At 64.4% G+C, this 19848-nt stretch carries 19 protein-coding genes; 11 read left to right on the top strand and 8 right to left on the bottom strand.

The features are described from left to right. Positions 1–199: 199 nt before the first annotated feature. From IVB23_RS22965 to IVB23_RS22955, 3 genes are all read right to left on the bottom strand, one after another. Entirely contained in the window at positions 200–418 is a 219-nt protein-coding gene (locus IVB23_RS22965; RefSeq protein ID WP_247800149.1) for a hypothetical protein, read from the bottom strand. A gap of 1 nt (position 419) precedes the next feature. After that, complete coding sequence (locus tag IVB23_RS22960) at positions 420–1079, bottom strand: acyl-homoserine-lactone synthase (RefSeq protein WP_247800148.1); 660 nt, start codon at positions 1077–1079, stop codon at positions 420–422. A gap of 82 nt (positions 1080–1161) precedes the next feature. Then, positions 1162–1890, bottom strand: a complete 729-nt coding sequence (locus tag IVB23_RS22955) for a LuxR family transcriptional regulator (RefSeq protein WP_061879686.1) — start codon at positions 1888–1890, stop codon at positions 1162–1164. Positions 1891–2057: 167 nt separating this feature from the next. On the opposite strand from IVB23_RS22955, the gene IVB23_RS22950 reads away from it, so the two are divergent. The 9 genes from IVB23_RS22950 (at position 2058) to IVB23_RS22910 (ending at position 11253) form a co-directional block, all read left to right on the top strand. Further along, positions 2058–2234, top strand: coding sequence for a hypothetical protein (locus tag IVB23_RS22950; RefSeq protein ID WP_061879730.1), 177 nt, complete (start codon positions 2058–2060; stop codon positions 2232–2234). Between the two features lie 377 nt (positions 2235–2611). After that, a complete protein-coding gene (locus IVB23_RS22945; protein WP_061879687.1) occupies positions 2612–3550 on the top strand; it encodes a LysR family transcriptional regulator in 939 nt (312 codons plus the stop codon). Between the two features lie 132 nt (positions 3551–3682). Further along, a complete protein-coding gene (locus IVB23_RS22940; protein WP_247800142.1) occupies positions 3683–4558 on the top strand; it encodes a shikimate dehydrogenase in 876 nt (291 codons plus the stop codon). A 56-nt stretch (positions 4559–4614) separates the two neighbouring features. After that, positions 4615–5745, top strand: a complete 1131-nt coding sequence (locus IVB23_RS22935) for an ABC transporter substrate-binding protein (protein ID WP_247800141.1) — start codon at positions 4615–4617, stop codon at positions 5743–5745. A 178-nt stretch (positions 5746–5923) separates the two neighbouring features. Further along, on the top strand, positions 5924–6799 hold the full coding sequence (locus tag IVB23_RS22930) for a branched-chain amino acid ABC transporter permease (protein WP_197969221.1): 876 nt from the start codon (positions 5924–5926) through the stop codon (positions 6797–6799). Beyond that, positions 6796–7794, top strand: a complete 999-nt coding sequence (locus IVB23_RS22925) for a branched-chain amino acid ABC transporter permease (protein ID WP_061879691.1) — start codon at positions 6796–6798, stop codon at positions 7792–7794. The genes IVB23_RS22930 and IVB23_RS22925 overlap by 4 nt, the downstream gene beginning before the upstream one ends. Beyond that, the gene (locus IVB23_RS22920) at positions 7791–8534 is read left to right on the top strand and encodes an ABC transporter ATP-binding protein (RefSeq protein ID WP_247800140.1); all 744 of its coding nucleotides are present in this window, start codon (positions 7791–7793) and stop codon (positions 8532–8534) included. Before IVB23_RS22925 ends, IVB23_RS22920 begins: the two co-directional genes overlap by 4 nt. A 113-nt stretch (positions 8535–8647) precedes the next feature. Then, the gene (locus tag IVB23_RS22915; RefSeq protein ID WP_247800138.1) at positions 8648–9385 is read left to right on the top strand and encodes an ABC transporter ATP-binding protein; all 738 of its coding nucleotides are present in this window, start codon (positions 8648–8650) and stop codon (positions 9383–9385) included. After that, the gene (locus IVB23_RS22910; RefSeq protein WP_247800137.1) at positions 9382–11253 is read left to right on the top strand and encodes a sugar phosphate isomerase/epimerase and 4-hydroxyphenylpyruvate domain-containing protein; all 1872 of its coding nucleotides are present in this window, start codon (positions 9382–9384) and stop codon (positions 11251–11253) included. The genes IVB23_RS22915 and IVB23_RS22910 overlap by 4 nt, the downstream gene beginning before the upstream one ends. A gap of 249 nt (positions 11254–11502) precedes the next feature. Here IVB23_RS22910 and IVB23_RS22905 read toward each other — a convergent pair whose 3' ends face one another. Then, positions 11503–12774, bottom strand: coding sequence for an IS110 family transposase (locus tag IVB23_RS22905; protein WP_247799878.1), 1272 nt, complete (start codon positions 12772–12774; stop codon positions 11503–11505). Positions 12775–13152: 378 nt separating this feature from the next. Continuing rightward, positions 13153–14325 (bottom strand): ABC transporter substrate-binding protein, encoded by a 1173-nt coding sequence (locus IVB23_RS22900; RefSeq protein WP_247800136.1) that lies wholly within the window; start codon positions 14323–14325, stop codon positions 13153–13155. A 313-nt stretch (positions 14326–14638) separates the two neighbouring features. On the opposite strand from IVB23_RS22900, the gene IVB23_RS22895 reads away from it, so the two are divergent. Then, positions 14639–15901: an NAD(P)/FAD-dependent oxidoreductase gene (locus IVB23_RS22895; protein WP_247800131.1), complete on the top strand. Its 1263-nt coding sequence runs from the start codon at positions 14639–14641 to the stop codon at positions 15899–15901. 165 nt (positions 15902–16066) lie between these two features. Here the strand turns inward: IVB23_RS22895 and IVB23_RS22890 are convergent, their stop codons facing one another. Genes IVB23_RS22890 through IVB23_RS22880 form a run of 3 tightly spaced genes read right to left on the bottom strand, consistent with a single transcriptional unit; the run spans position 16067 to position 18879 of the window. Then, on the bottom strand, positions 16067–17278 hold the full coding sequence (locus IVB23_RS22890) for an ABC transporter substrate-binding protein (protein ID WP_247800129.1): 1212 nt from the start codon (positions 17276–17278) through the stop codon (positions 16067–16069). 58 nt (positions 17279–17336) lie between these two features. Further along, entirely contained in the window at positions 17337–17660 is a 324-nt protein-coding gene (locus IVB23_RS22885) for a 2Fe-2S iron-sulfur cluster-binding protein (RefSeq protein ID WP_247800128.1), read from the bottom strand. A 10-nt stretch (positions 17661–17670) separates the two neighbouring features. Beyond that, positions 17671–18879 (bottom strand): cytochrome P450, encoded by a 1209-nt coding sequence (locus IVB23_RS22880; protein ID WP_247800127.1) that lies wholly within the window; start codon positions 18877–18879, stop codon positions 17671–17673. Positions 18880–18962: 83 nt separating this feature from the next. On the opposite strand from IVB23_RS22880, the gene IVB23_RS22875 reads away from it, so the two are divergent. Next, positions 18963–19469 carry a MarR family winged helix-turn-helix transcriptional regulator gene (locus IVB23_RS22875; RefSeq protein ID WP_247800126.1) on the top strand — a complete coding sequence of 169 codons (507 nt, stop codon included), beginning with the start codon at positions 18963–18965 and terminating at the stop codon, positions 19467–19469. The last annotated feature ends 379 nt before the right edge of the window (positions 19470–19848 follow it).

Below are 19848 nucleotides of genomic sequence, written 5' to 3'. Positions count from 1 at the left end.
GGGTAATGGCAGTATCGTTCCGAGGCAAGAGCGATTCGACACCAAACATGCACTTTGTTGCATGCCGATGCATGCGATCGAGATCGACCCTAGCAAGAAGGCTGCCGTGCAGGCTGGGGCAACCTGCCGCACCCATGCGATCACCCTCTCGCCGGCGAACGGACGAGAGGGTGCAAATTTGTCGGAGTTCTGGGGAAGTCTAGTGCGACGTCATCTGCCGGGGTAGATCATCGGGTTCGGCGAGCCCGCTGTTGGCCGTCGTGGCTTCGAGCGCTGCCATCCGGAACAGATAGGCGAGCGTCGCCAACCCGGCGTCGTCCGCCATCTGCGCCAGCTCGAGCGCCATATCGGACATGTAGCCGAGATTTTCGTCGTTCGTTTGCGCCATGATCTGGCTGTCCCGCATCATGTTCGACATCTCAGGCGCTCTTTCGTTGCGCGGCAGCGAAGCCGCAGAGGTTGGCACGGGCGACGGCATCCAGTCGCGGGCCGTCTTGCTGCACGACGGAAGCCATGCCGATTCGATCGTGCAGGGCATCGAGTGTCTCGCGGCGAATGTCGATGGTCGCCGCCATGGTCCATGCGTTCTCCACCAGGGCCGGCAGGCCGAGCGGCGTGACGACGAACCCGGCCTGGTGGAAGCGCGGCAGCCACCACGTCTCCATGATCGCGCTGACCTGCGCGATTCCCTGATCGAGGCAGAACTCCTGCACCGCCGCCATCAGTTGCAGGTTGAGCGCGCCGTCGCGGCGATCGCGCACGACGAAGTAGCGCGACCATTCCCAGACCAGCGGATCGGCCGGGCAGCCGCGTACCGCCGCCAGATGCGGGAACACCTCGCTCATCATCGAAGGCTTGGTGGTCGGGTAGAGCCGATGACCGCCGACGACGCGACGCTCTTCCAGCGCCAGCAGATAGACGGTGTCCTCGTCATCATAGGAATCGATCTCGCGGCCATCCGGCCTGCGCAGCGTCTCCCAGCGCCGCTCCTCGACGAAAATGTCGTGACGTAGCCGGAAGTGCTGCTCGATCACGTCTTCATAAAGGTGGCGATTTACCGCGGAAATTGCGTGAATCATGAAAACCCCCATTCATTATCAATGGAGGCAGACTCCGCGAAAAGACGCAGATCCGATATTGGGAAATTTCCCAGTGAGGCGGCTAGGGAGCGATGATCTTGTTGCGAATCGCCAGCGCTACCGCATGCGTACGGTTGACGGCACCGAGCTTGCGCGCGGCGGTTGCAAGATGCTCTTCGGCGGTGCGCTGCGTGATGTGCAGGATCTCGCCGATCTCCCAGGCCGATTTCCCCTGCGAAGCCCAGGCGATCGCCTCGCGCTCGCGCCGAGTGAGGTGCGTCGACGGGTGCGGCACCGGCTCGAGCAGACGGCGAATGTGGTCGAAGCCATACATGGCCATCAGGTGCAGCGCCGGCTTGCTGCGGGGATTGAGGTCGAGATGGACGCCGCCAAGCGAGACCGCGGCCTCATAGCCCGTGAGCCCGTGGATCGGCACGATGAAACCGCGCGACATGCGAAACTCGCTGGCGCGATTCATCACCTCGGCTGCGCTCGGCTCGAGCTCGGCATCATAGGGGGCTTCCGACCACTCGAACGGATTGACCGATTGCCGGCAGAGCCGCACCACGGGATCGTAGCGGTCGTAATTGTTCTCGGTGTAGAGGCTGAACCATCCCGCCGGCCAGCGCTTGGCAAGCACCATCTGCGCGAACCGCTGGTCGGGATTCGGCAATCCCGTCACGATGATGGTTTCGAAGCCGAAGCGACCAAAGGCCGCTTCGAGCGCATTCATGGCTTCTGGAACCTTGCGGTAGGCCTGCAGGCCTTCGATGAAGTCGAGCGCCTCCCGGCCATAGTCTACGGCGGACATCGGTGCGTTTCCTGACCCTCGCCGCTTCCGTATAGCACGTATCTGCGAACTGCCTCAAATGGCTGTGGCCGTAGTTTCCCGGTGCCGATCTGCTCTGAAGATTTAAACTACTTGTGGCAGAATTTACGCCGCGATACACCTGAAATGTCTGAAGCGGGAAACCAATGATGGAAGACGAGGACATTGCCCTCAACAGCGTGCTCGGACTGGAATTGAACCGCGTGTTTTTTGCCGTCCGCGAAACGGCGAACAAGCAGAAGATCATCGAGTTCGCGCGCAAGGTGCTGCAAAGCGAGCACGCGGAGGCGGCCGAGAACGTATCGCCCGAGGGCCCGGCGAGCTAGCCATCGCAGTTGCAACAAACGACGCCGATGCAACAGATCGCGCGGCGACGCGGCCCTTCCATTTGAGCGCGCAGATTTTAGTCGAAACTCTCTGGCTGAAAATTTGGTTTCCCTTCTCCCCTTGTGGGAGAAGGTGGCGCGAAGCGCCGGATGAGGGGTTCTCTCCGCGAATCCAACTCCCATTTGAAGTCGCGGAGAGAGACCCCTCACCCGTCTCGCCGCTACGCGGCGAGCCACCCTCTCCCACAAGGGGGAGAGGGCAGAGTCTGCCGCCTCCGTCCACATCGACACCCCACTTGCCGCTGGATGACATCACGGCTCTCGTGAGATGATCGCCGCCACGATCGTCTTTCGGATGCCAAGGACATTTCAAGGCCATGATGACGCTGCGCCAGGTTGAAGTGATCCGTGCCGTGATGGTGACGGGCACCATCGGCGGTGCGGCGAAGCTGCTCAACGTGTCGGCGCCGGGGATCAGCCGTCTGGTCAAATACACCGAACGCTCGCTCGGCATCCGCTTCTTTCAGCGCCAGAACGGGCGCTACTTCCCGACGCCGGAAGCCGAGAACATCTTCGAGCAGATCAACGGCGTCTACAAGAAGGTCGACGATCTCTCCGAGATCATCTCCAAGATCGGCCGCGGCGGCCTCTCGGAGCTGCGCATCGGCTCGGTGCCGAGCATCTCGCAGGTGATGGTGCCGCGCGCGATCGAGCGCGTCCGCCGCCGCTATCCCGATCTCGGCATCGACATCAACATCCTCAAGCTCGAGGAAGCCATCGACTATCTCCTGCTCGGCCGCGGCGAGTGCGTCGCGATGAGCTACCGGCTGGAGCACTCCGGGCTCGACTTCATGCCGCTCGCCTCGGGCGAGCTCTATTGCATCGTTCCGCCCGGCCATGAGCTCGCCGGCCGCAAGCAGGTCTCCGCCGCCGAGATCACCCGCTATCCGCTGATCGGCATCGACCCGAACGATCCCTATGGGCGGATCATGGCCGAGATCTTTGCGCGCAACCGGCTCGACTACAACATCACCATCCGCGCGCGCTTCGGCACCACGGTCTGCGCACTGGTGAAGGCGGGGCTCGGCATCGCCATCATCGACCAGTTCACGGTGGCCCATGGCGGCTATCCGGGGATCGAGCTGTTGAAGATCACCGAGCCGACACGGTTCGATACCTACGTCGCAGTGAAGCGCGGCGCGCCGCTGTCGCTGCATGCCGAGTATTTCATCGAGTCCCTGCGCACCGAGATGCGCGCGGTCGAGCCGTCGCGCGGCAACGGCAAGACCGTTTCGGCACGGGGCCGGAAGAAATAACATGATGTTAGGTTTGCCGGATAAAAGGGTAATTGTGTTAGGCGGAGGAAAGGCTATCGTCGCAGCTGGAATTGCGCGGTTTTCCCCGCTAATGGCCGGGACCGGACGCTCCCAACGAGACGATGGCGAACCATGTCGAAGCGATACGCCGCCAGCAAGAAGCTTCTCACCGGCCTGATCGGCGCGCCGATCGCGCATTCCGCGTCCCCCGCCATGCATGAACGCGCCGCCGAGGCGCTTGGCCTGCGCGGTCACTACCAACTCATCGAGGTCGCCGGCGCCGACGCGGCCGGGCTCCGCATGATGCTCGAAGGCGTGCGGCGGCTCGGCTTCGTCGGCGTCAATGTCACCTACCCCTACAAGGAGGCCGTGGTCCCGCTGCTCGACGCGCTGGCGCCGGGCGCAGCCAGCATGGGCGCGGTCAACACCGTCGTGGTCAGGGATGGCCGGCTGACCGGCCACAACACCGACACCACGGGTTTCGCGCGGGCGGTGGCGCCACTGCTTGCACCGTCCGGCAATGCCGTCGCGGTGATTGGCGCCGGCGGCGTTGGCAAGGCCATCGCGTTCGCGCTGGCGAGCCTGAAAGTCGCCGACATCCGCATTTTCGACAGCGAGCCGGCGCGCGCTGAGAAACTCGCTGGGTTGCTCGCCGGGCAAGGCGGCGCGAGGGTGGCTGGAAGCGTCGAGGACGCGCTCGTTGGCGCGACCGGCCTCGTCAACGGCACGCCAGTCGGCATGCTGCCGAGCCGTGACACGCCGGTACCGGCGGCGCTGCTCAGGGCGGACCTGTGGGTCGCCGACGCCGTCTATTCGCCGCTGATCACGCCGCTGCTTGCCGCAGCGCGAGAGAAAGGCGCCCGGACCATGACCGGGCGCGAGCTCGCGATCTACCAGGCCGCGGACGCCTTCGAACTGTTCACCGGCCTTGCCCCATCGACCGAGATCATGGGAGAGGCTTTTGATGCCGTGATGGCTGCGCGCAGTGCCGCCTATCAGGCAGCTTGAGGCAAAGCGGCCGGACACAAGGCCGCTTGCAAGATTCGAAACGGGAGGAGAGGACGATGAAACCAACGCTATTGGTGGGCGCGCTGTTCACCATCATGACCGCAACCAGCGCCTACGCCCAGGCGATCAAGCTCGCCGACGTCGCCGAGCTGTCCGGCGGCGGCGCCACCGTCGGCACCAACTGGAAGAACGGCATCGACCTCGCGATCGAGGAGATCAACGCCAAGGGCGGCGTGCTCGGCCGCAAGCTGGAGGTCACCCACGCCGACTCGCAGTCCAACCCCGGCGTCGCCCGCGCGCAGGTGCAGAAGGCGCTCGACGCCGAACCGTATGTGCTGCTCGGGCCCGGCTATTCCGGCTCGGTGAAGGTCACCGCGCCGCTCGCCGCCGAGGCCGGCATCGCGCAGATCATGGGTGGCGAGGCCGCCGAGCTGACGCAACAAGGTAACAAGTACCTGTTCCGCACCTCGTTCGGCCAGCAATCCTCGATGCCGAAGGTCGCAAAGTACATCCACGACGAGATGAAGGCGAAGTCGGTGGCCGTGATCTGGGTCAACAACGATTTCGGCCGCGGCGGCCGCGACGTCGTCATCAAGGAGCTCGACCGGCTCGGCTCGAAGGTGGTGGCCGATCTCTCGACCGAGGCGGGCCAGGCCGATTTCGCGGCCGACGTCGGCAAGATCAAGGCCGCCAACCCCGACGCCGTGTTCGTGTATCTCAACGAAGAAGAGAGCGCGCGCATCCTCAAGGAGCTGAAGCGGCAGGGCGTCACTGTGCCGCTGATGGGCGAGACCACGCTGATCGGCCAAAAGGTGATCGAGCTCGCCGGCGATGCCGCCAACGGCGCGCGTGGCCATGTCGGCCTCACCACGGATGCCCCGGTCGATCTGATCAAGGCGTTCCGCGAGAAGTTCTCCAAGAAGTACAATTACGTGCCGGACCACAACGGCCTGAAGGGCTATCTCGCCGTCTATATGGTGAAGGCCACCACCGAGAAGATGGGCAAGGTCGACCCCAAGAAGTTCGCCGACACGCTGCACGGCCTGACCATCAAGGCCGCCGACGAGCCGGGCATCCTGATGGACGTCACCTTCAGCGATACCGGCGACATCGATCGTCAGAGTTTCCTGGTCGAGGTCGTCGAAGGCAAGCAGGTCGTGAAGCAGGTGCTGCCGAAGGTGAAGTGAGGCGCTCTCGCCCTTCTTCTCCCTCGCCCCGCTCTTCGCGGGGAGAGGGTTGGGGTGAGGGGCTGCTTCCGCAGTCACGGTGACAGTTGAGTTCGCGGAGACAGCCCCTCACCCCGCCCTCTCCCCGTAAGAACGGGGAGAGGGAGACGATAGAGCGGAGTGAGATAAAGAGGGGAACATGTCCAACCTGTTCGATCTTCTGGTCGCGGGACTTGCCACTGGCGCGATCTACGCGCTCGTCGCGGTCGGCTTCACGCTGCTGTGGCAGACCTCGCAGACCATCAATTTCGCCCAAGGCGAGTTCGTGATGCTGCCGGCGTTCCTCATGTTGGCGGCCATGCATGTGGGCGCGCCGTTCTGGCTCGCCATCATCCTCGGGATCCTGCTCTCGATGATCCTGCTCGGCCTCGCCTTCAAGCTGCTTCTGGTCGACCCGATGATGCGCCATGGCGTGCTGCCGCTGGCGATTGCGACGATGGCGCTCGCGATCGGCATCAAGGAGGCCGTCAAGCAGTTCTACAGCGCGGAAGCCTCACCCTTCCCCTCGGTCGTGCCGACCGGCGACATCTCCATCCTCGGCCACGCCGTCTCGCTGCAGAGCATCGGCGTGCTCGTCGTCGCCATCCTCGCCGTGCTTGGACTGACGACGCTTCTGAACCGTACCTCGCTCGGCCACCAGATGCAGGCGGCGGCGCAGAACCCGACGGTGGCGCGCATCATTGGCGTCCCGGTCGAGCGCATGATCCTGCTGACCTTCCTGATCAACGCCTTCCTGGTCGCGCTGGCTTCGCTCCTGATCACGCCGATTTACCTCGCCAAGTTCTCCTCCGGCGAGGTGCTGGGCCAAGCCGCCTTCATCGCCGCAATCGTCGGCGGCTTCAACCAGGTGCGCGGTGCGATCGCCGGGGGCCTGTTGATCGGCGTGCTCGACAATCTCGCGGCCGCCTATGTCTCGACGCAGTACCGCGCCGCCGTGCCGATGATCTTCCTGATCGCAGTCATCCTGTTCCGGCCGCAGGGCTTGCTTGGCCGTGCCGAGGAGCGCACCGTATGAGCGGCTTCGCCAAACCCCTGAAGATCGCGCTCGGCCTTGCCGTCATCGCCGCGCTGATCATCGTCCCCATGAACTTCAACCGCTACGGCCTGTTCATCCTCAGCCAATGGGCAGTGATGAGCATCGCCGCGATGGGCCTCAATCTTACGCTCGGCTATGCCGGCCAGGTCTCGCTGGCGCAGGGTGCCTTCGTCGGCATCGGCGCTTATGCGGCGGCGATCATGACGACGCATGGTTGGCCCCTGCCGGCGGCGATCGTGGTCGCGATCGTCCTGAGCTTCGCGGTCGGCTGGGTGCTCGGCTATCCCGCGCTGCGCGTGCAGCACCACTATCTCGCCTTCGTCACGCTCGCCTTCTCCACGCTCGCCTTCCTGGTGTTCCGCAACGAGAGCTGGCTGACCGGCGGCATCTACGGCATCTCCAACATCCCGCGCCCGCACATCTTCGGGCTGGCAACCAACAAGCCGCTGCCGTTCTACTATGTGTGTCTCGCCTCGCTTGCGATCGTGTCGCTCGCGATGTGGTGGTTGATCCGCTCGCCGTGGGGCCGCGCCTTCATGGCACTGCGCGAAAATCCGCTGCGCGCGCAATCGCTCGGCATCGACACACGGCGCTACACGCTGATGGCGTTCGCAATCGGCTCGGCACTCGGCGGCGTCGCCGGCGCGCTCTACGCGCCGCTGACGCAGTATATCGACCCTGTTCCGTTCAACCTGTCGCTCTCGCTCGACCTGCTGATGATGGTGATCGTCGGCGGCGCCGGGTTCTATTTCGGCCCCTTCCTTGGCGCCATGATCGCGGTGCTGTTGCCGGAATGGCTGCGCTTCACCGAAGGCTATTATCTGATGCTCTACGCCGTCGCCGTGATGCTGCTGCTGATCTGGTCGCCGACGGGCATTCTGGGACTCCTGGACCGTTATCTCGCCGAACGCCGTACCAAAGCGGCTTCCGCGCTACGTGCCGTCGCGAAATCCCGCCTGGAGACGGCGCAATGAGTGCGGTCCTCGAAGTCACCGACATCAAGAAGAACTTCGGCGGCATCAGCGCCGTCGGCGGCGTCTCGTTCGACGTGCGCGAGGGCGAGATTCTCGGCCTGATCGGCCCGAACGGCTGCGGCAAGTCGACCCTGTTCAACTGCATCCTCGGCCAGCTCAGCCCGAGCGGCGGCGAAGTGAAGCTTGACGGGCGGGTCGTCACCGGCCTGCGTCCGTCCGAGCTCAACAGGCTCGGGGTCAGCCGCACCTTCCAGCTGTTGCAGGTGTTCCCAAAGCTCTCGGTGCGGGAAAACCTGATCCTCGCCGGGCAGGAGCACCAGGGCAACATGGCCTCGCGCCTGGTCGGCCGCTCCGATGCGGGGCTGACCGACGCCGCCAACCAGATGATCGGCTTCTTCAAGCTCGATCATCTCGCCGACGAACCGGCCGGTGGTCTCTCCTATGGCCAGCAGAAGCTGCTCGATGCCGCCATGGCCTTCATGGGCGGACCACGCCTGGTGCTGCTCGACGAGCCCGCCGGCGGCGTCAACCCGTCGATGCTGGCTGACCTGAAGGAGCGCCTGGTCGCGATCAACCGCGAGAAGAACGCCACCTTCGTCGTGATCGAGCACAACATGGAGTTCGTGATGTCGCTGTGCTCGCGCGTGATGGTCATGGCGGAGGGCAAGGTGCTGGCGATGGGACGGCCGGACGAGGTCCGCAAGAACCCCGCCGTGATCGACGCCTATCTCGGACACTAAAGCGCGATGGAGATTAGAATGAACCGGCATCGCGCTTTAGCCTTGTTGTTTGAGCATGATCTTGTCGGAAAACCGCTGCGCACTTTTCCGGATCATGCTGTAGGGAGCGAGTGATGAGTGACCCGATCCTCTCGGTCCACAATCTCGTCGGCGGCTACGGCAAGATGACGATCCTGAACGGCACGACCTTCGCCGTGCCGCAGGCGACCATCACCACCATCATCGGCCCGAACGGCGCCGGCAAGTCGACCGTGTTCAAGGCGATCTTCGGCCTGCTCAGGCTGCGCGAGGGCAAGATCAGCTTCGCGGGTCGCGATGTCACGAATTGGAGCCAGCGCGCGCTGCTCAACGCCGGCATCTGCTACGTGCCGCAGGGGCGCAACATCTTTCCCGAGCTGTCGGTGCGCCACAACATCGAGCTCGGCGGCGTCGCCGCCGACAAGGGCCTCGACCTGCCCAGGCGGATCGAGGCGGCGCTCGACCTCTTCCCCGCGCTGCGCCGCAAGTCTACGCAGCAGGCCTCGACGCTGTCGGGCGGCGAGCAGAAGCAGCTCGAGATTGCCCGCTCGCTGCTGCTCGAGCCGAAACTCGTGCTGGTCGACGAGCCCTCGATCGGCCTGTCGCCGCTGATGGTGCAGCAGACCTTCGACATCCTGAAATCCCTGCGCGACCGCGGCGTCACCATCCTGATGATCGAGCAGAACGCGCGCTCGGCGCTGGAGATCTCCGACATCGGCATCGTGCTCGAGCTCGGCCAGACCCGCATGGTCGATGACGCCAGGCGCATTCTGAACGATCCGCGCATCGGCCAGCTTTTCCTCGGCGGCGCCATGGAGGAGAGCGCGGCATGAACAAGCGCTCGATCGCAACGGTCTCCCTCTCTGGCGCTCTCGACGAGAAACTCCGCGCCATCGCGGCCGCAGGTTTCGACGCGGTCGAGATTTTCGAGAACGATCTGCTGTCGTTCGGCGCAGGCCCGCGCGACATCGCAAAGCTCTGCCGCGATCTCAATGTCGAGATCTGCGCGTTCCAGCCGTTCCGCGATTTCGAAGGCATGCCGGAGCCCCAGCGCGCGCGCAACTTCGGCCGCGCGGAGCGGAAGTTCGATCTGATGCAGGAGCTCGGCACCGAACTGCTGCTGATCTGCTCCAACGTGTCGCCCGCCTCGCTCGGCGGCATCGACCGCGCCGCGAACGACTTTCGCGAGCTTGGCGAGCGAGCCGCCAGGCGCGGCTTGCGCGTCGGCTACGAAGCGCTGGCCTGGGGCCGCCATGTCAACGATTATCGCGACGCCTGGGAGATCGTGCGCCGCGCCGATCATCCCGCGATCGGAATCATCCTCGACAGTTTTCACGCCCTGGCGCCGGGCTTTCCGACCCGTGTGATCGCTTCGATCCCCGGCGACAAGATCTTTCTGGTGCAGCTGGCGGACGCGCCGAGGCTCGAGCTCGACATTCTCTCCTGGAGCCGGCACTTCCGCTCCTTCCCCGGCCAGGGCGACCTGCCGATCGGCGAGTTCATGGCCGCGATTGCGGCGACCGGCTACGCCGGGCCGCTGTCGCTGGAGATATTCAACGACCAGTTCCGCGCCGGCTCGGCGGCGCAGACTGCGATCGACGGGCTACGCTCGCTGATCCTGCTGGAGGACCAACTCGCGCCGGACTGGCCGAAGCTTGCCGGCGAGCCGCTGGCACCGAAAGCCAGAAGTCGCGGCATCGGCTTCATCGAGTTCGCCGTCAACGAGACCAAGGCGAGCGAACTCGGCCGCCTGTTTTCGCAGCTCGGTTTCCGCAAGACCGGCCGGCACCGCAGCAAGGCTGTCGAGCGCTGGTCGCAGGGCAAGGTCGAGCTCGTCATCAATTGCGAGACCGACGGCTTTGCCCATTCGCACTACGTCACCCATGGTCCCGGCGTCTGCGCGATTGCGCTCGATGTCGACAATGCCGGCCTCGCCATGCAGCGCGCCGAGACGCTGAAGGCGCGGACCTTCTACCAGCCGGTCGGGCCGGGCGAACTCGAGATCCCCGCGATCCACGGCGTCGGCGGCAGCCTGCTCTATTTTCTCGATCAGGCCGGCAAGAACTGGGGTACCGATTTCGAGCCGGTTGCAAGCGATGCAAGCGGCGATGCACTGCTCGCGGTCGATCACATCGCACAGTCGATGCCCTATGACGAGATGCTGTCCTGGCTGTTGTTCTACACCGGCATCCTCGATCTGAAGCGGCGGCCGCAGATGGAGATCGTCGACCCCAGAGGCCTCGTGCAGAGCCAGGCCATCATCAACGGCGACGAAAGCCTGCGTTTCGTGCTCAACGGCTCCTCGGCCAATCGCACACTGCCGGCGCGCTTCATTTCCGAGTTCTTCGGCTCGGGCGTGCAGCACGTCGCGTTCGCATGCCGGGATATCTTTGCGACCGTTGCCGCGATGCGCAAGCGCGGTGCGGACTTCCTGGACATCCCCGAGAACTACTACGACGATGTCGAAGCCAAATACGACCTCGCGCCCGAGCTGATGGCGCAGCTGCGCGCCAACCACATCCTCTACGACCGCGAGGGCGACGGCGAATTCTTCCAGGTCTACACCCACATCTTCGACGAGCGCTTCTTCTTCGAGATCGTCGAGCGAAGGAGCTATCAGGGCTTTGGCGCGGCCAACGCCGCCATCAGGCTCGCAGCGCAGGCCCGCGAGGTGAGGCCGATGAGCATGCCGCGGGTGTAGTTCTTCGCCTCCCCCGCGCTTGTCCGCCGAAGCTTTGGCGAAGGCGGATGCGGATGCGGATGCGGAGAGAAGCCGGAATTTACGAGAGCAAATTCCGGGTGAGGGGGACTCTCAGCGAGTCACATTACAATCAAGAGCAACGCTCCCTCAACTCGTCATTGCGAGCGCAGCGAAGCAATCCAGAATCCCTCCGCGGAAAGAGACTGGATTGCTTCGCTGCGCTAGGAAGAAACTGCTGGTTGTTTAGGGTCAGGCCGCCTCCGCGATGTGCTGGAGTTGGACGGTGAAGCCGAGCTTTTTGAGGCGCGCGACCAAGCGGCTTGCCTTGACCTCGGTGGGCCGACGGTCGAAGTAGGCGGCGCCGAGGTCGTGGTGCTCGGTGCCGTTTTTGAGGATGTGGTAGATGGCGGTGAGGAGCGAGGCGGCGACAGCGCAGATGGCTTTTTGAGGTCCGCGTCTGGCCTGCAAGCGGAAGAACTGCGCTCGGTAGTAACTGTTCTTTGAGCGCTTGGCGGCCCAAGCACATTGAACGAGCATCGTCTTGAGCCACGGCGCCCCCTTGCGCAGGCGCGAGGACTTGCGCTTGCCGGCGCTCTCGTTCTGCCCGGGGCACAGGCCGGCCCAGGCAACGAGATGGCCGGCAGTCTCGAAGCGGCTCATATCGGCGCCGATCTCGGATAAAATTGCCGGCGCTGCCACCGCGCTGATCCCGGGGACCGTGGTCAACAATCCGATCAAGTGGCGAAAGGGGATCTTGCCACCGCCTGCCTCCGCTTCCATGCCCTCGATCCGCTGAGCGATTTCGACATCAAGCTTGCGGATCGTCTCATCCAGACCATCGCGTTGCTTCAGGTGAAGCGCGAGCAGAAAGCGATGGTGATCCGTCAGGCGCCCGTGCAACGCATCGTAAAGCTCCTTCGGCGACGCCTTGAGCTGCTTGCCGGCAAGCTCGGCCAGCTTGTTCGGCTGCCGGACGCCGTCGATCATCGCCTGGATGATCCGCCGGCCGCTCGCGCCCATGATGTCGGAGATCACCGAGCCGAGCTTGATGTTGGCTTCCGCCAGCGTCTTGTCGATCCGCTGCACGTGCCGCGCCTGCTCGCGCACCAGTTGCTTGCGCGTTCGCGTCAGCGCGCGCAGCTCCTGTACCTTCTCCTCGGGAATGAAGCTGCCTTTGATCAGCCCGCAGGCCAACAGATCGGCGATCCACATCGCATCGTTCATGTCGGTCTTGCGTCCCGGCACATTCTTGATATGCGCCGCATTGGCGACGATCAATTCAAAGGCGCCTTCGCCCAGGATCCGGAACACCGGCATCCAGTAGACGCCCGTCGCCTCCACCGCCACATGCGTGCACCGGCTTTCTTCCAGCCACCTTCTCAGCTCCACGAGCGGGTCCGTCGTGGCCGCAAAAGTCCGGCACTCCCGCTGCGCCTTGCCATCGACCATGATCCGCACGCAGGCCACGACCGTGTCCCTGTGTACATCCAGCCCCGCCACCCGCTCATACAAAATATCCATGCTCCTCTCCTCAACAGTTAGCGCCGGCGGCATAGGCGCCTGTCAGAAAAGAATGCTAGGAAGCGTGCTCGAGGGCCATGCAGCCCCTCCGCGCCAGTGTGGGTTATCCAGGCAACCCGGGTCCAACTCGCAACCGGGCTCTCGCGCACCAGAGAGTAATCGACCTCTTTGCCGACGGCCTCTCAAAATACCGCATTTGCCCACGCTCCGACAGTTTCATCCAGCGCGCGTCGGCTCCTCAATGCCGGTCCCAACTCGCAATGACGATGTGGTGAATAGTTGCGAACTCAACGTCTACCGCCCCCGCGGAAACTCCCCTCACCCTGTCCCTCTCCCCGCAAGCGGGGAGAGGGGAAGAGGCAGCTGGGAGCACCAACCTTACTTCATCTTGCACTTGTCGTGGAAGCGATCCTGGTCGTTCTCGACGATGGTGGCGACGGTCTTCAGCGCGAGCTGGCCTTCGGAATCCTTGACCACGTCTTGCAGGTAGAAGTTCTGGATCGGGATGTGGTTGTTGCCGAACTTGAACGCGCCGCGCACCGACTTGAAGTTGGCCTTCTCCATCTCGGCCTTCATCTCGTCCTTCTTCGAGGTGTCGCCGTTCACGGCGACGACGGCGCTGTTGATCAGGTTCGCGGCGTCATAGGACTGCGCACCGTAGAAGGTCGGGCGCAGGCCGGTGTACTTCTTGCGGTAGTCGGCGACGAAGCGCTTGTTCTGCTCGTTGGGGAGGTCGTTGACCCATTGCTGCGCGCCGGGCACCCCGAGCGCGTTCTCCTTCTGGAGCGGCAGCGATAGCTCGTCGATGGTGAAGGCGGTGTAGAGCGGCATCGTGCTCTTCAGCCCGGCCTGCGCATATTGATTGAGGAATTGCACGCCGGCGGCACCGGGGTAGAACACGAAGATCGACTCGGCGCCGGAGGCGCGCGCCTTGGAGATCTCGGCGGAGAAGTCGAGCTGGCTCGGCCACACCGTGTATTCCTCACCCACGACCTGCCCCTTGAAGGTGCTCTTGACGCCGGCCAGCATGTCCTTGCCGGCGGCGTAGTTCGGGCCGATCAGGAACACCGACTTGACGCCCTTCTGGTTCATATAGGTGCCGACCGCCTGCGGGGTCTGGTCGTTCTGCCAGGAGGTCGAGAACACGTAAGGCGAGCACAGCTCGCCCGCGAGCTGCGACGGACCGGCATTGGCCGAGATCAGGAAGGTCTTCGAATCGACCGCGGTCTTGAGCGAGGCGAGCAGCACGTTCGACCAGATATAGCCGACGATGAAGTCGACCTTGTCCGACTGCACCAGTTTCTCGGTCTTCTGCTTGCCGACATCGGGCTTCTGCCCGTCGTCCTCGTAGAGCACCTCCACCGGCTTGCCGCCCATCTTGCGGCCGAGATGATCGAGCGCGAGCTCGAAGGAATTGCGCATGTCGTTGCCGATCACGGCGGTCGGGCCGCTGAACGTCGAGACGAAACCGATCTTGATCGTGTCGCCGGCGAATGCCTGATTTGCCAGCACCAGCGCCGCTGCGCCCGCCAGCCAAAATGCCGTCCTCATAACCACTCCCTCCATATTATCTTATCGGTCCCGGAAACGGGGTGATCGCCGCCCCGGGCCTGTTTCTATTGAACGCAAAATCTGTCGAGCCGCCAATGGCTCAGCGCCCGCCCTGCACCATATTTCGCCTCAATCGGCGATGGCAAGAAATATAATTCTACTCACTTCGGCCAAGGCTTGGTCAAGGCTGCGACGCTTTTTCGCGCCAGATCGATACATCAGGCCTATGCAGCGATTGATGACGGCTATTGGACCGCGGCGCCCAATCCGCACTTAAATGAAGGTGAGCAGCAGCGAGATTCGAAGGTGCATCATGGCCGCAAATCCCCATCGCGTCGTCATCGTCGGCGCCGGCTTCGGCGGGCTGGAAGCGACCTACCGGCTTGCGGGCGCTCCCGTCGAGATCACGCTGATCGACCGCCGCAATCATCATCTGTTCCAGCCGCTGCTCTACCAGGTCGCGACCGCCTCGCTCGCAACCAGCGAGATCGCCTGGCCGATCCGCCATCTCATGCGCGATCGCCGCGATGTGACGACGCTGTTTGCCACCGTGAGCGGCGTCGACACGGCGCGTCGCTGCGTGCTGATCGACGACGGCAGCGAGGTGCCCTACGACACGCTGGTGCTCGCCACCGGCGCGCGGCACGCCTATTTCGGCCACGACGAGTGGGAGCAGTTCGCGCCCGGCCTGAAAACGCTGGAGGATGCGACCACGCTGCGCCGGCACATCCTGGTGGCGTTCGAACGCGCCGAGCGCGAGACCGATCCGGAGAAGCGCGCGGCGCGGCTGACCTTCGTCATCGTCGGGGCCGGCCCGACCGGCGTCGAGCTCGCCGGCACCATCGCCGAGATGGCGCATCACACCCTGCCCGGCGATTTCCGCAATATCGACACGCACAAGGCGCGCGTGGTGCTGATCGAGGCGGGCCCGCGCGTGCTCGCAGGCTTTCCCGACGACCTCTCGGCCTATGCCCAGGCCTCATTGGAAAAGATCGGCGTCGAGGTCGTGCGCGGCCAGGCCGTTACCGAGATCAATCGCGAGGGCGTCGTGTTCGGCGGCAAGCTGCTCGAGGCGAAGACCCGAATCTGGGCCGCCGGCGTGCGCGCTTCGCCCGCGGCCGAATGGCTGGGCGCCCCCAGCGACCGTGCCGGGCGCGTGCAGGTCGAAGCCGACCTGACCATCCCCGGCCATCCGGAGATCTTTGCGATCGGCGACACCGTCAGCATCAACGCCTGGAACGGCAAGCCGGTGCCCGGCATCGCGCCGGCCGCCAAGCAGCAGGGCCGCCACGTCGCCGACACCATAAGAGCGCGCCTGCGCAGCGCGGCGACCGGCCCGTTCCGCTACAAGCATGCCGGCAGCCTCGCCCAGATCGGCAAGCGCCTGGCAGTGATCGATTTCGGCCGCATCAAGCTGCGCGGCGCCATCGCATGGTGGATCTGGGGCATCGCCCACATCTACTTCCTGATCGGCCTGCGCCACCGCCTCAGCGTCGCGCTCAGCTGGCTCTGGATCTACGCCCGCGACCAGCGCGCCGCGCGGTTGATCACGCAGGGATCAAGCAAGGTGGTGTAGTTTTTTCCTTCTCCCCTTGTGGGAGAAGGTGGCGCGAAGCGTCGGATGAGGGGCTCTTTCCACTCGCACGATTGCCCATGAGGAGAGAACCCCTCACCCGCCTTCGCTTCGCGAAGCCACCCTCCCCCACAAGGGAAGGGGGTGCAGTTGCGCGCTCGGCTATAGCTACTTCACCAGCTCACATCCGCCTTCCGTCAGCGGACGGAAGGCCTGGTCGGCGGGAATCGTCGAGACCAGCTTGTAGTAATCATATGGATATTTCGACTCCTCCGGCTTCTTCACCTCGAACAGGTACATGGGGTGCACGACGCGGCCGTCCTGGCGGATCGTGGTGTCGCCGAAGAGCTTGTCCTTGCCCTGGAACTTTTTCATCTCGGGCACGACCTGCTTGGCACTGTCGCTGCCGGTGACGGCGACCGCATTGAGATAGGCGAGCGTGGAGGCGTAAACGCCGGCCTGGTTGCCGCTCGGCATCTTGCCGTTCATGCCGGGCCGGGCGGCAAAACGTTTTGCGAACGCGCGGGTGTCGTCGTTCATGTCCCAATAGAAGGCCTCCATGAGCTGGAGCCCTTGGGCGACCTTGATGCCCATGCCGTGGATGTCGTTGATGAAGAGCAGGAAGGCGACGAGCTTCTGGCCGCTCTGCTGGATGCCGAACTCGGCCGCCTGCTTCACAGCGTTGATGGTGTCGCCGCCGGCATTGGCGAGCCCGATCACCTGCGCCTTGGAGCTCTGCGCCTGCAACAGTAAGGACGCGAAGTCGGAAGTGCCGAGCGGATGCTTCGAGGAGCCGAGCACCTTGCCGCCGTGTCCTTCGATGTATTTCTGCGCCTCCGCCTCGATGCCCTTGCCGAGCGCATAGTCCACCGTGAGGAAATACCAATCCTTGCCGCCGCGCGACATCATCGCGGCCGCCGTGGTGTTGCCGGTTGCCCAGGCGTCATTGACCCATTGGATGGTGTTGGGCGAGCAGGCCTTGCCGGTGAGATCCGAGCTTGCGGTCGACGACGCCAGGAACGTCATGCGGCTGTCGCGCAGCAGGGCATTGATGGAGAGGCCGACCGCCGAGTTCGGCACGTCGACGATGGCATCGACGCCCTCGACGTCGAGCCATTTGCGGGCGATGGCGTTGCCGACATCGGCCTTGTTCTGGTGATCGGCATAGACGATCTCGACCTTGATGCCCTTTCCACCGCCGTTGAAATCCTCGGCTGCCATGCGCGCGGCTTCCACCGAACCCATGCCGTTGGTGTCCTGGAAGATGCCGGAGATGTCGTTGAGCACGCCGATGCGCACGACGTTGTCCGATATCTCGGCATTCGCCGCGCCAGTTACCAGGCTCGCGGCCAGCGCGAGCGTCCACTTCAGACGTTTCATCATTTCCCTCCCCTGTTGGTCGATTGGCGCGCCGGTCTCTGCCGACGCGTTTGAAAAGTCAGACCTGCCGTTCGGGCAGTCTCAGCACCAGCCCATCAAGTGCGGGCGTGATCTTGATCCGGCAGGACAGCCGGCTGTTCGGCCGCCGCTCGCTCGCGGTGCCGTCGAGCAGCGCGTCTTCGTCATCGGCCATCGCGGGCAAGAGTGCGAGCGAACCGTCGTCGACATACACGTGGCACGTGGCGCACATGGCGTTGCCGCCGCATTCGGCCAGGATGCCGTCGAGGCCGTGGCGGGTCGCGGCCTGCATGGCACTCTCGCCGTCGCCGGTCTCGACGCGGTCGGACTTGCCGTCGGGATGGATGAAGGTGATGGCGGGCATGAGCTCCTCGTCAGGCCGGAGTGATGGTGACAGGCAGGCTGTCGAGCCCGCGCAGCGTGTTGTTGAAGCGGCGCTTCGGCTCGCCCGTGATCTCGATCTTTTCGATGCGCCGGGCCAGCGCCGTCAGCATCACCTCGCCTTCGAGCCGGGCGACAAGCTGACCGACGCACATGTGGATGCCGGAGCCGAAGCCGACATGGCCGGAGGTGCGGCGTGTGATGTCGTAGCTGTCCGGCTTGTCCCAGCGACGGGGATCGCGATTGGCTGCGGCCAGGAACATCAGCACCTTCTCGCCCTCGCCGATCCGCGCGCCCGACAACTCGACCTCGCGCGAGGTGGTGCGGAAGAAGGTCTGCACCGGACTTTCGAAGCGCACGGCCTCCTCGAAGGCGCCACGCGCGAGCGTAAGATCCTGGCGCAGGCGCTGCCATTGATCCGGGAAACGGGCGAGGCAATAGACCGCGGCCGCTATGCCGTTGACGGTGGTGTCGAGACCGGCCGACAGCAGCGAGCGCACCAGGAGCGGCGCTTCGGTTGCCGTGATGGCGCCTTCGTCGACCTGTGCATGAATGCAGGCCCCAAAGCCATCCGGCGCCAGGTTCTCGCGCTGGCACTGCTCGGTGACATAGGCCTGGTGCGGTGCCGAGCGTTCGATCGCCTCCTGGCGCAGCTGGTTGGGCGGACCGAAGGCGTTGAACACCACGCTGGCATAGGGAATCAGATGCTCCCGCCCCTCGGGCTTCAAGCCGAGCGCATCCGGAAAGATCGAGAGCGGATAGGCTTCCGCAAGATCCGTGATCGCATCGAAGCTGCGCGTCTCCAGCAGCGCATCGACCCGCGCCTCGGCCGCCGCGGCAAAGCGATCGCGGACCTGCTTCATCACGGTGGGCGACAGCACCTTCGACAGCACGGCGCGGGTGCGGGTGTGCGCCGGCGGATCGGCCTCGAGGATCAGGCTCGGCGGCCGCCACGGCGTCTCCTTCTTGAAGTCGGACAGCCCGACGCCGCGGCTCGAGCAGAAGGTCGCGGGATCGTTGAGAACGGCATGGACCTCGGCGTAGCGCGCGACGGCGTACACGTTCCATCTGTCGAGATAGACCACGGGGCCCGCTTCCCGCAGCAGCTCATGCGTGGGGTAGGGGTCGGCAAAAAACTTCATGTCGAAGGGATCGACGTCGAGATGCGGAATGCCTGATCCAGCGGGGCTGGATACGGTCATGGAAGACCTCCCTCATTTTGATCTTGTGAAAGGGGAGCGCATGCCCTTAGGTCAGCGGGCCCGCCGCGAGTCAGAAACCCGATATGCCGCCGTCTTCGACCAGAGTCCGCCAGAAGCCCGCGCCCAATGATGTGGGACCGACGCTCGATCTCGACCGTTACGTCCCGGCGTTCATCACCTTCATCGCCAACAAGCTCTCGAACAGCGCGACCGCGTTCTATCAGAAGCAGTTCGGCGTCAACGTCACGGAATGGCGGATCATGTCGCTGCTGGCGATCGAACCCGGCATTCCGGCGTCGCGAATCTGCCACGTCATCGGCTTCGACAAGGGGCCGGTGAGCCGGACACTGGCAGGACTGGAGAAACGCGGGCTGGTCTCGATCCGCACCGATCCCAATGACGGCCGCACGCATTCGATCTCGCTGACGGCGAAGGGGCGCGCCACCCACGACAAGGTGATCGTCGCTGCGTTCGAACGTGAGAGACGCCTGTTGTCCTGCCTGAGCAAGGACGAGCGCGAGGTGCTGATCGACCTGCTGCGCCGGCTGCACGAAAATCTCGGCGCGGTGACCGGCGGCACTGAGGTCTGACGGGTCGCGCCTCAGGCAGCACCTTCCGACAGTTCCAGGCATGCGCCGGCGTTTGCCGGCGGCACCATTCGTGCCGAGCATTGTTTCCTCCAGGATCGGACGCGGCGGTTCCCCCGCCGTCATCCGCGCCTGGAACGGTTCGCATAAATTAGTTGCTTAGGCAACAAAAGAATCGGCAAGATATTGCGGCAGGGATGCTGGGCTAGTTTACGGGCCTGGATCCCGTGTCCCGGACGCGCTGCTGCGTGAAACGCTGCTGCGCAGAGCCGGGACCCATGCGGCCACGCTGCACTCGGATAGATGGGCCCCGGCTCTACAGCGCATCACACCGGACGATGCTTCGCATCGCCGGGGCGCTGCGCTGCGTCCGGGGCACGAG

Origin of the sequence: Bradyrhizobium sp. 191, from assembly GCF_023100985.1 — a bacterium.
GTDB lineage: Bacteria > Pseudomonadota > Alphaproteobacteria > Rhizobiales > Xanthobacteraceae > Bradyrhizobium > Bradyrhizobium diversitatis.
Note: the sequence above shows the minus strand (reverse complement) of the source record. Positions and strands in the feature narration are given on the sequence as shown.

Bases quoted from the DNA above. Each gene is read 5' to 3' on its own strand.
- IVB23_RS22965 (WP_247800149.1), bottom strand. From the start codon at position 418: ATGTCGAACATGATGCGGGACAGCCAGATCATGGCGCAAACGAACGAC.
- IVB23_RS22960 (WP_247800148.1), bottom strand. From the start codon at position 1,079: ATGATTCACGCAATTTCCGCGGTAAATCGCCACCTTTATGAAGACGTG.
- IVB23_RS22955 (WP_061879686.1), bottom strand. From the start codon at position 1,890: ATGTCCGCCGTAGACTATGGCCGGGAGGCGCTCGACTTCATCGAAGGC.
- IVB23_RS22950 (WP_061879730.1), top strand. From the start codon at position 2,058: ATGGAAGACGAGGACATTGCCCTCAACAGCGTGCTCGGACTGGAATTG.
- IVB23_RS22945 (WP_061879687.1), top strand. From the start codon at position 2,612: ATGATGACGCTGCGCCAGGTTGAAGTGATCCGTGCCGTGATGGTGACG.
- IVB23_RS22940 (WP_247800142.1), top strand. From the start codon at position 3,683: ATGTCGAAGCGATACGCCGCCAGCAAGAAGCTTCTCACCGGCCTGATC.
- IVB23_RS22935 (WP_247800141.1), top strand. From the start codon at position 4,615: ATGAAACCAACGCTATTGGTGGGCGCGCTGTTCACCATCATGACCGCA.
- IVB23_RS22930 (WP_197969221.1), top strand. From the start codon at position 5,924: ATGTCCAACCTGTTCGATCTTCTGGTCGCGGGACTTGCCACTGGCGCG.
- IVB23_RS22925 (WP_061879691.1), top strand. From the start codon at position 6,796: ATGAGCGGCTTCGCCAAACCCCTGAAGATCGCGCTCGGCCTTGCCGTC.
- IVB23_RS22920 (WP_247800140.1), top strand. From the start codon at position 7,791: ATGAGTGCGGTCCTCGAAGTCACCGACATCAAGAAGAACTTCGGCGGC.
- IVB23_RS22915 (WP_247800138.1), top strand. From the start codon at position 8,648: ATGAGTGACCCGATCCTCTCGGTCCACAATCTCGTCGGCGGCTACGGC.
- IVB23_RS22910 (WP_247800137.1), top strand. From the start codon at position 9,382: ATGAACAAGCGCTCGATCGCAACGGTCTCCCTCTCTGGCGCTCTCGAC.
- IVB23_RS22905 (WP_247799878.1), bottom strand. From the start codon at position 12,774: ATGGATATTTTGTATGAGCGGGTGGCGGGGCTGGATGTACACAGGGAC.
- IVB23_RS22900 (WP_247800136.1), bottom strand. From the start codon at position 14,325: ATGAGGACGGCATTTTGGCTGGCGGGCGCAGCGGCGCTGGTGCTGGCA.
- IVB23_RS22895 (WP_247800131.1), top strand. From the start codon at position 14,639: ATGGCCGCAAATCCCCATCGCGTCGTCATCGTCGGCGCCGGCTTCGGC.
- IVB23_RS22890 (WP_247800129.1), bottom strand. From the start codon at position 17,278: ATGAAACGTCTGAAGTGGACGCTCGCGCTGGCCGCGAGCCTGGTAACT.
- IVB23_RS22885 (WP_247800128.1), bottom strand. From the start codon at position 17,660: ATGCCCGCCATCACCTTCATCCATCCCGACGGCAAGTCCGACCGCGTC.
- IVB23_RS22880 (WP_247800127.1), bottom strand. From the start codon at position 18,879: ATGACCGTATCCAGCCCCGCTGGATCAGGCATTCCGCATCTCGACGTC.
- IVB23_RS22875 (WP_247800126.1), top strand. From the start codon at position 18,963: ATGCCGCCGTCTTCGACCAGAGTCCGCCAGAAGCCCGCGCCCAATGAT.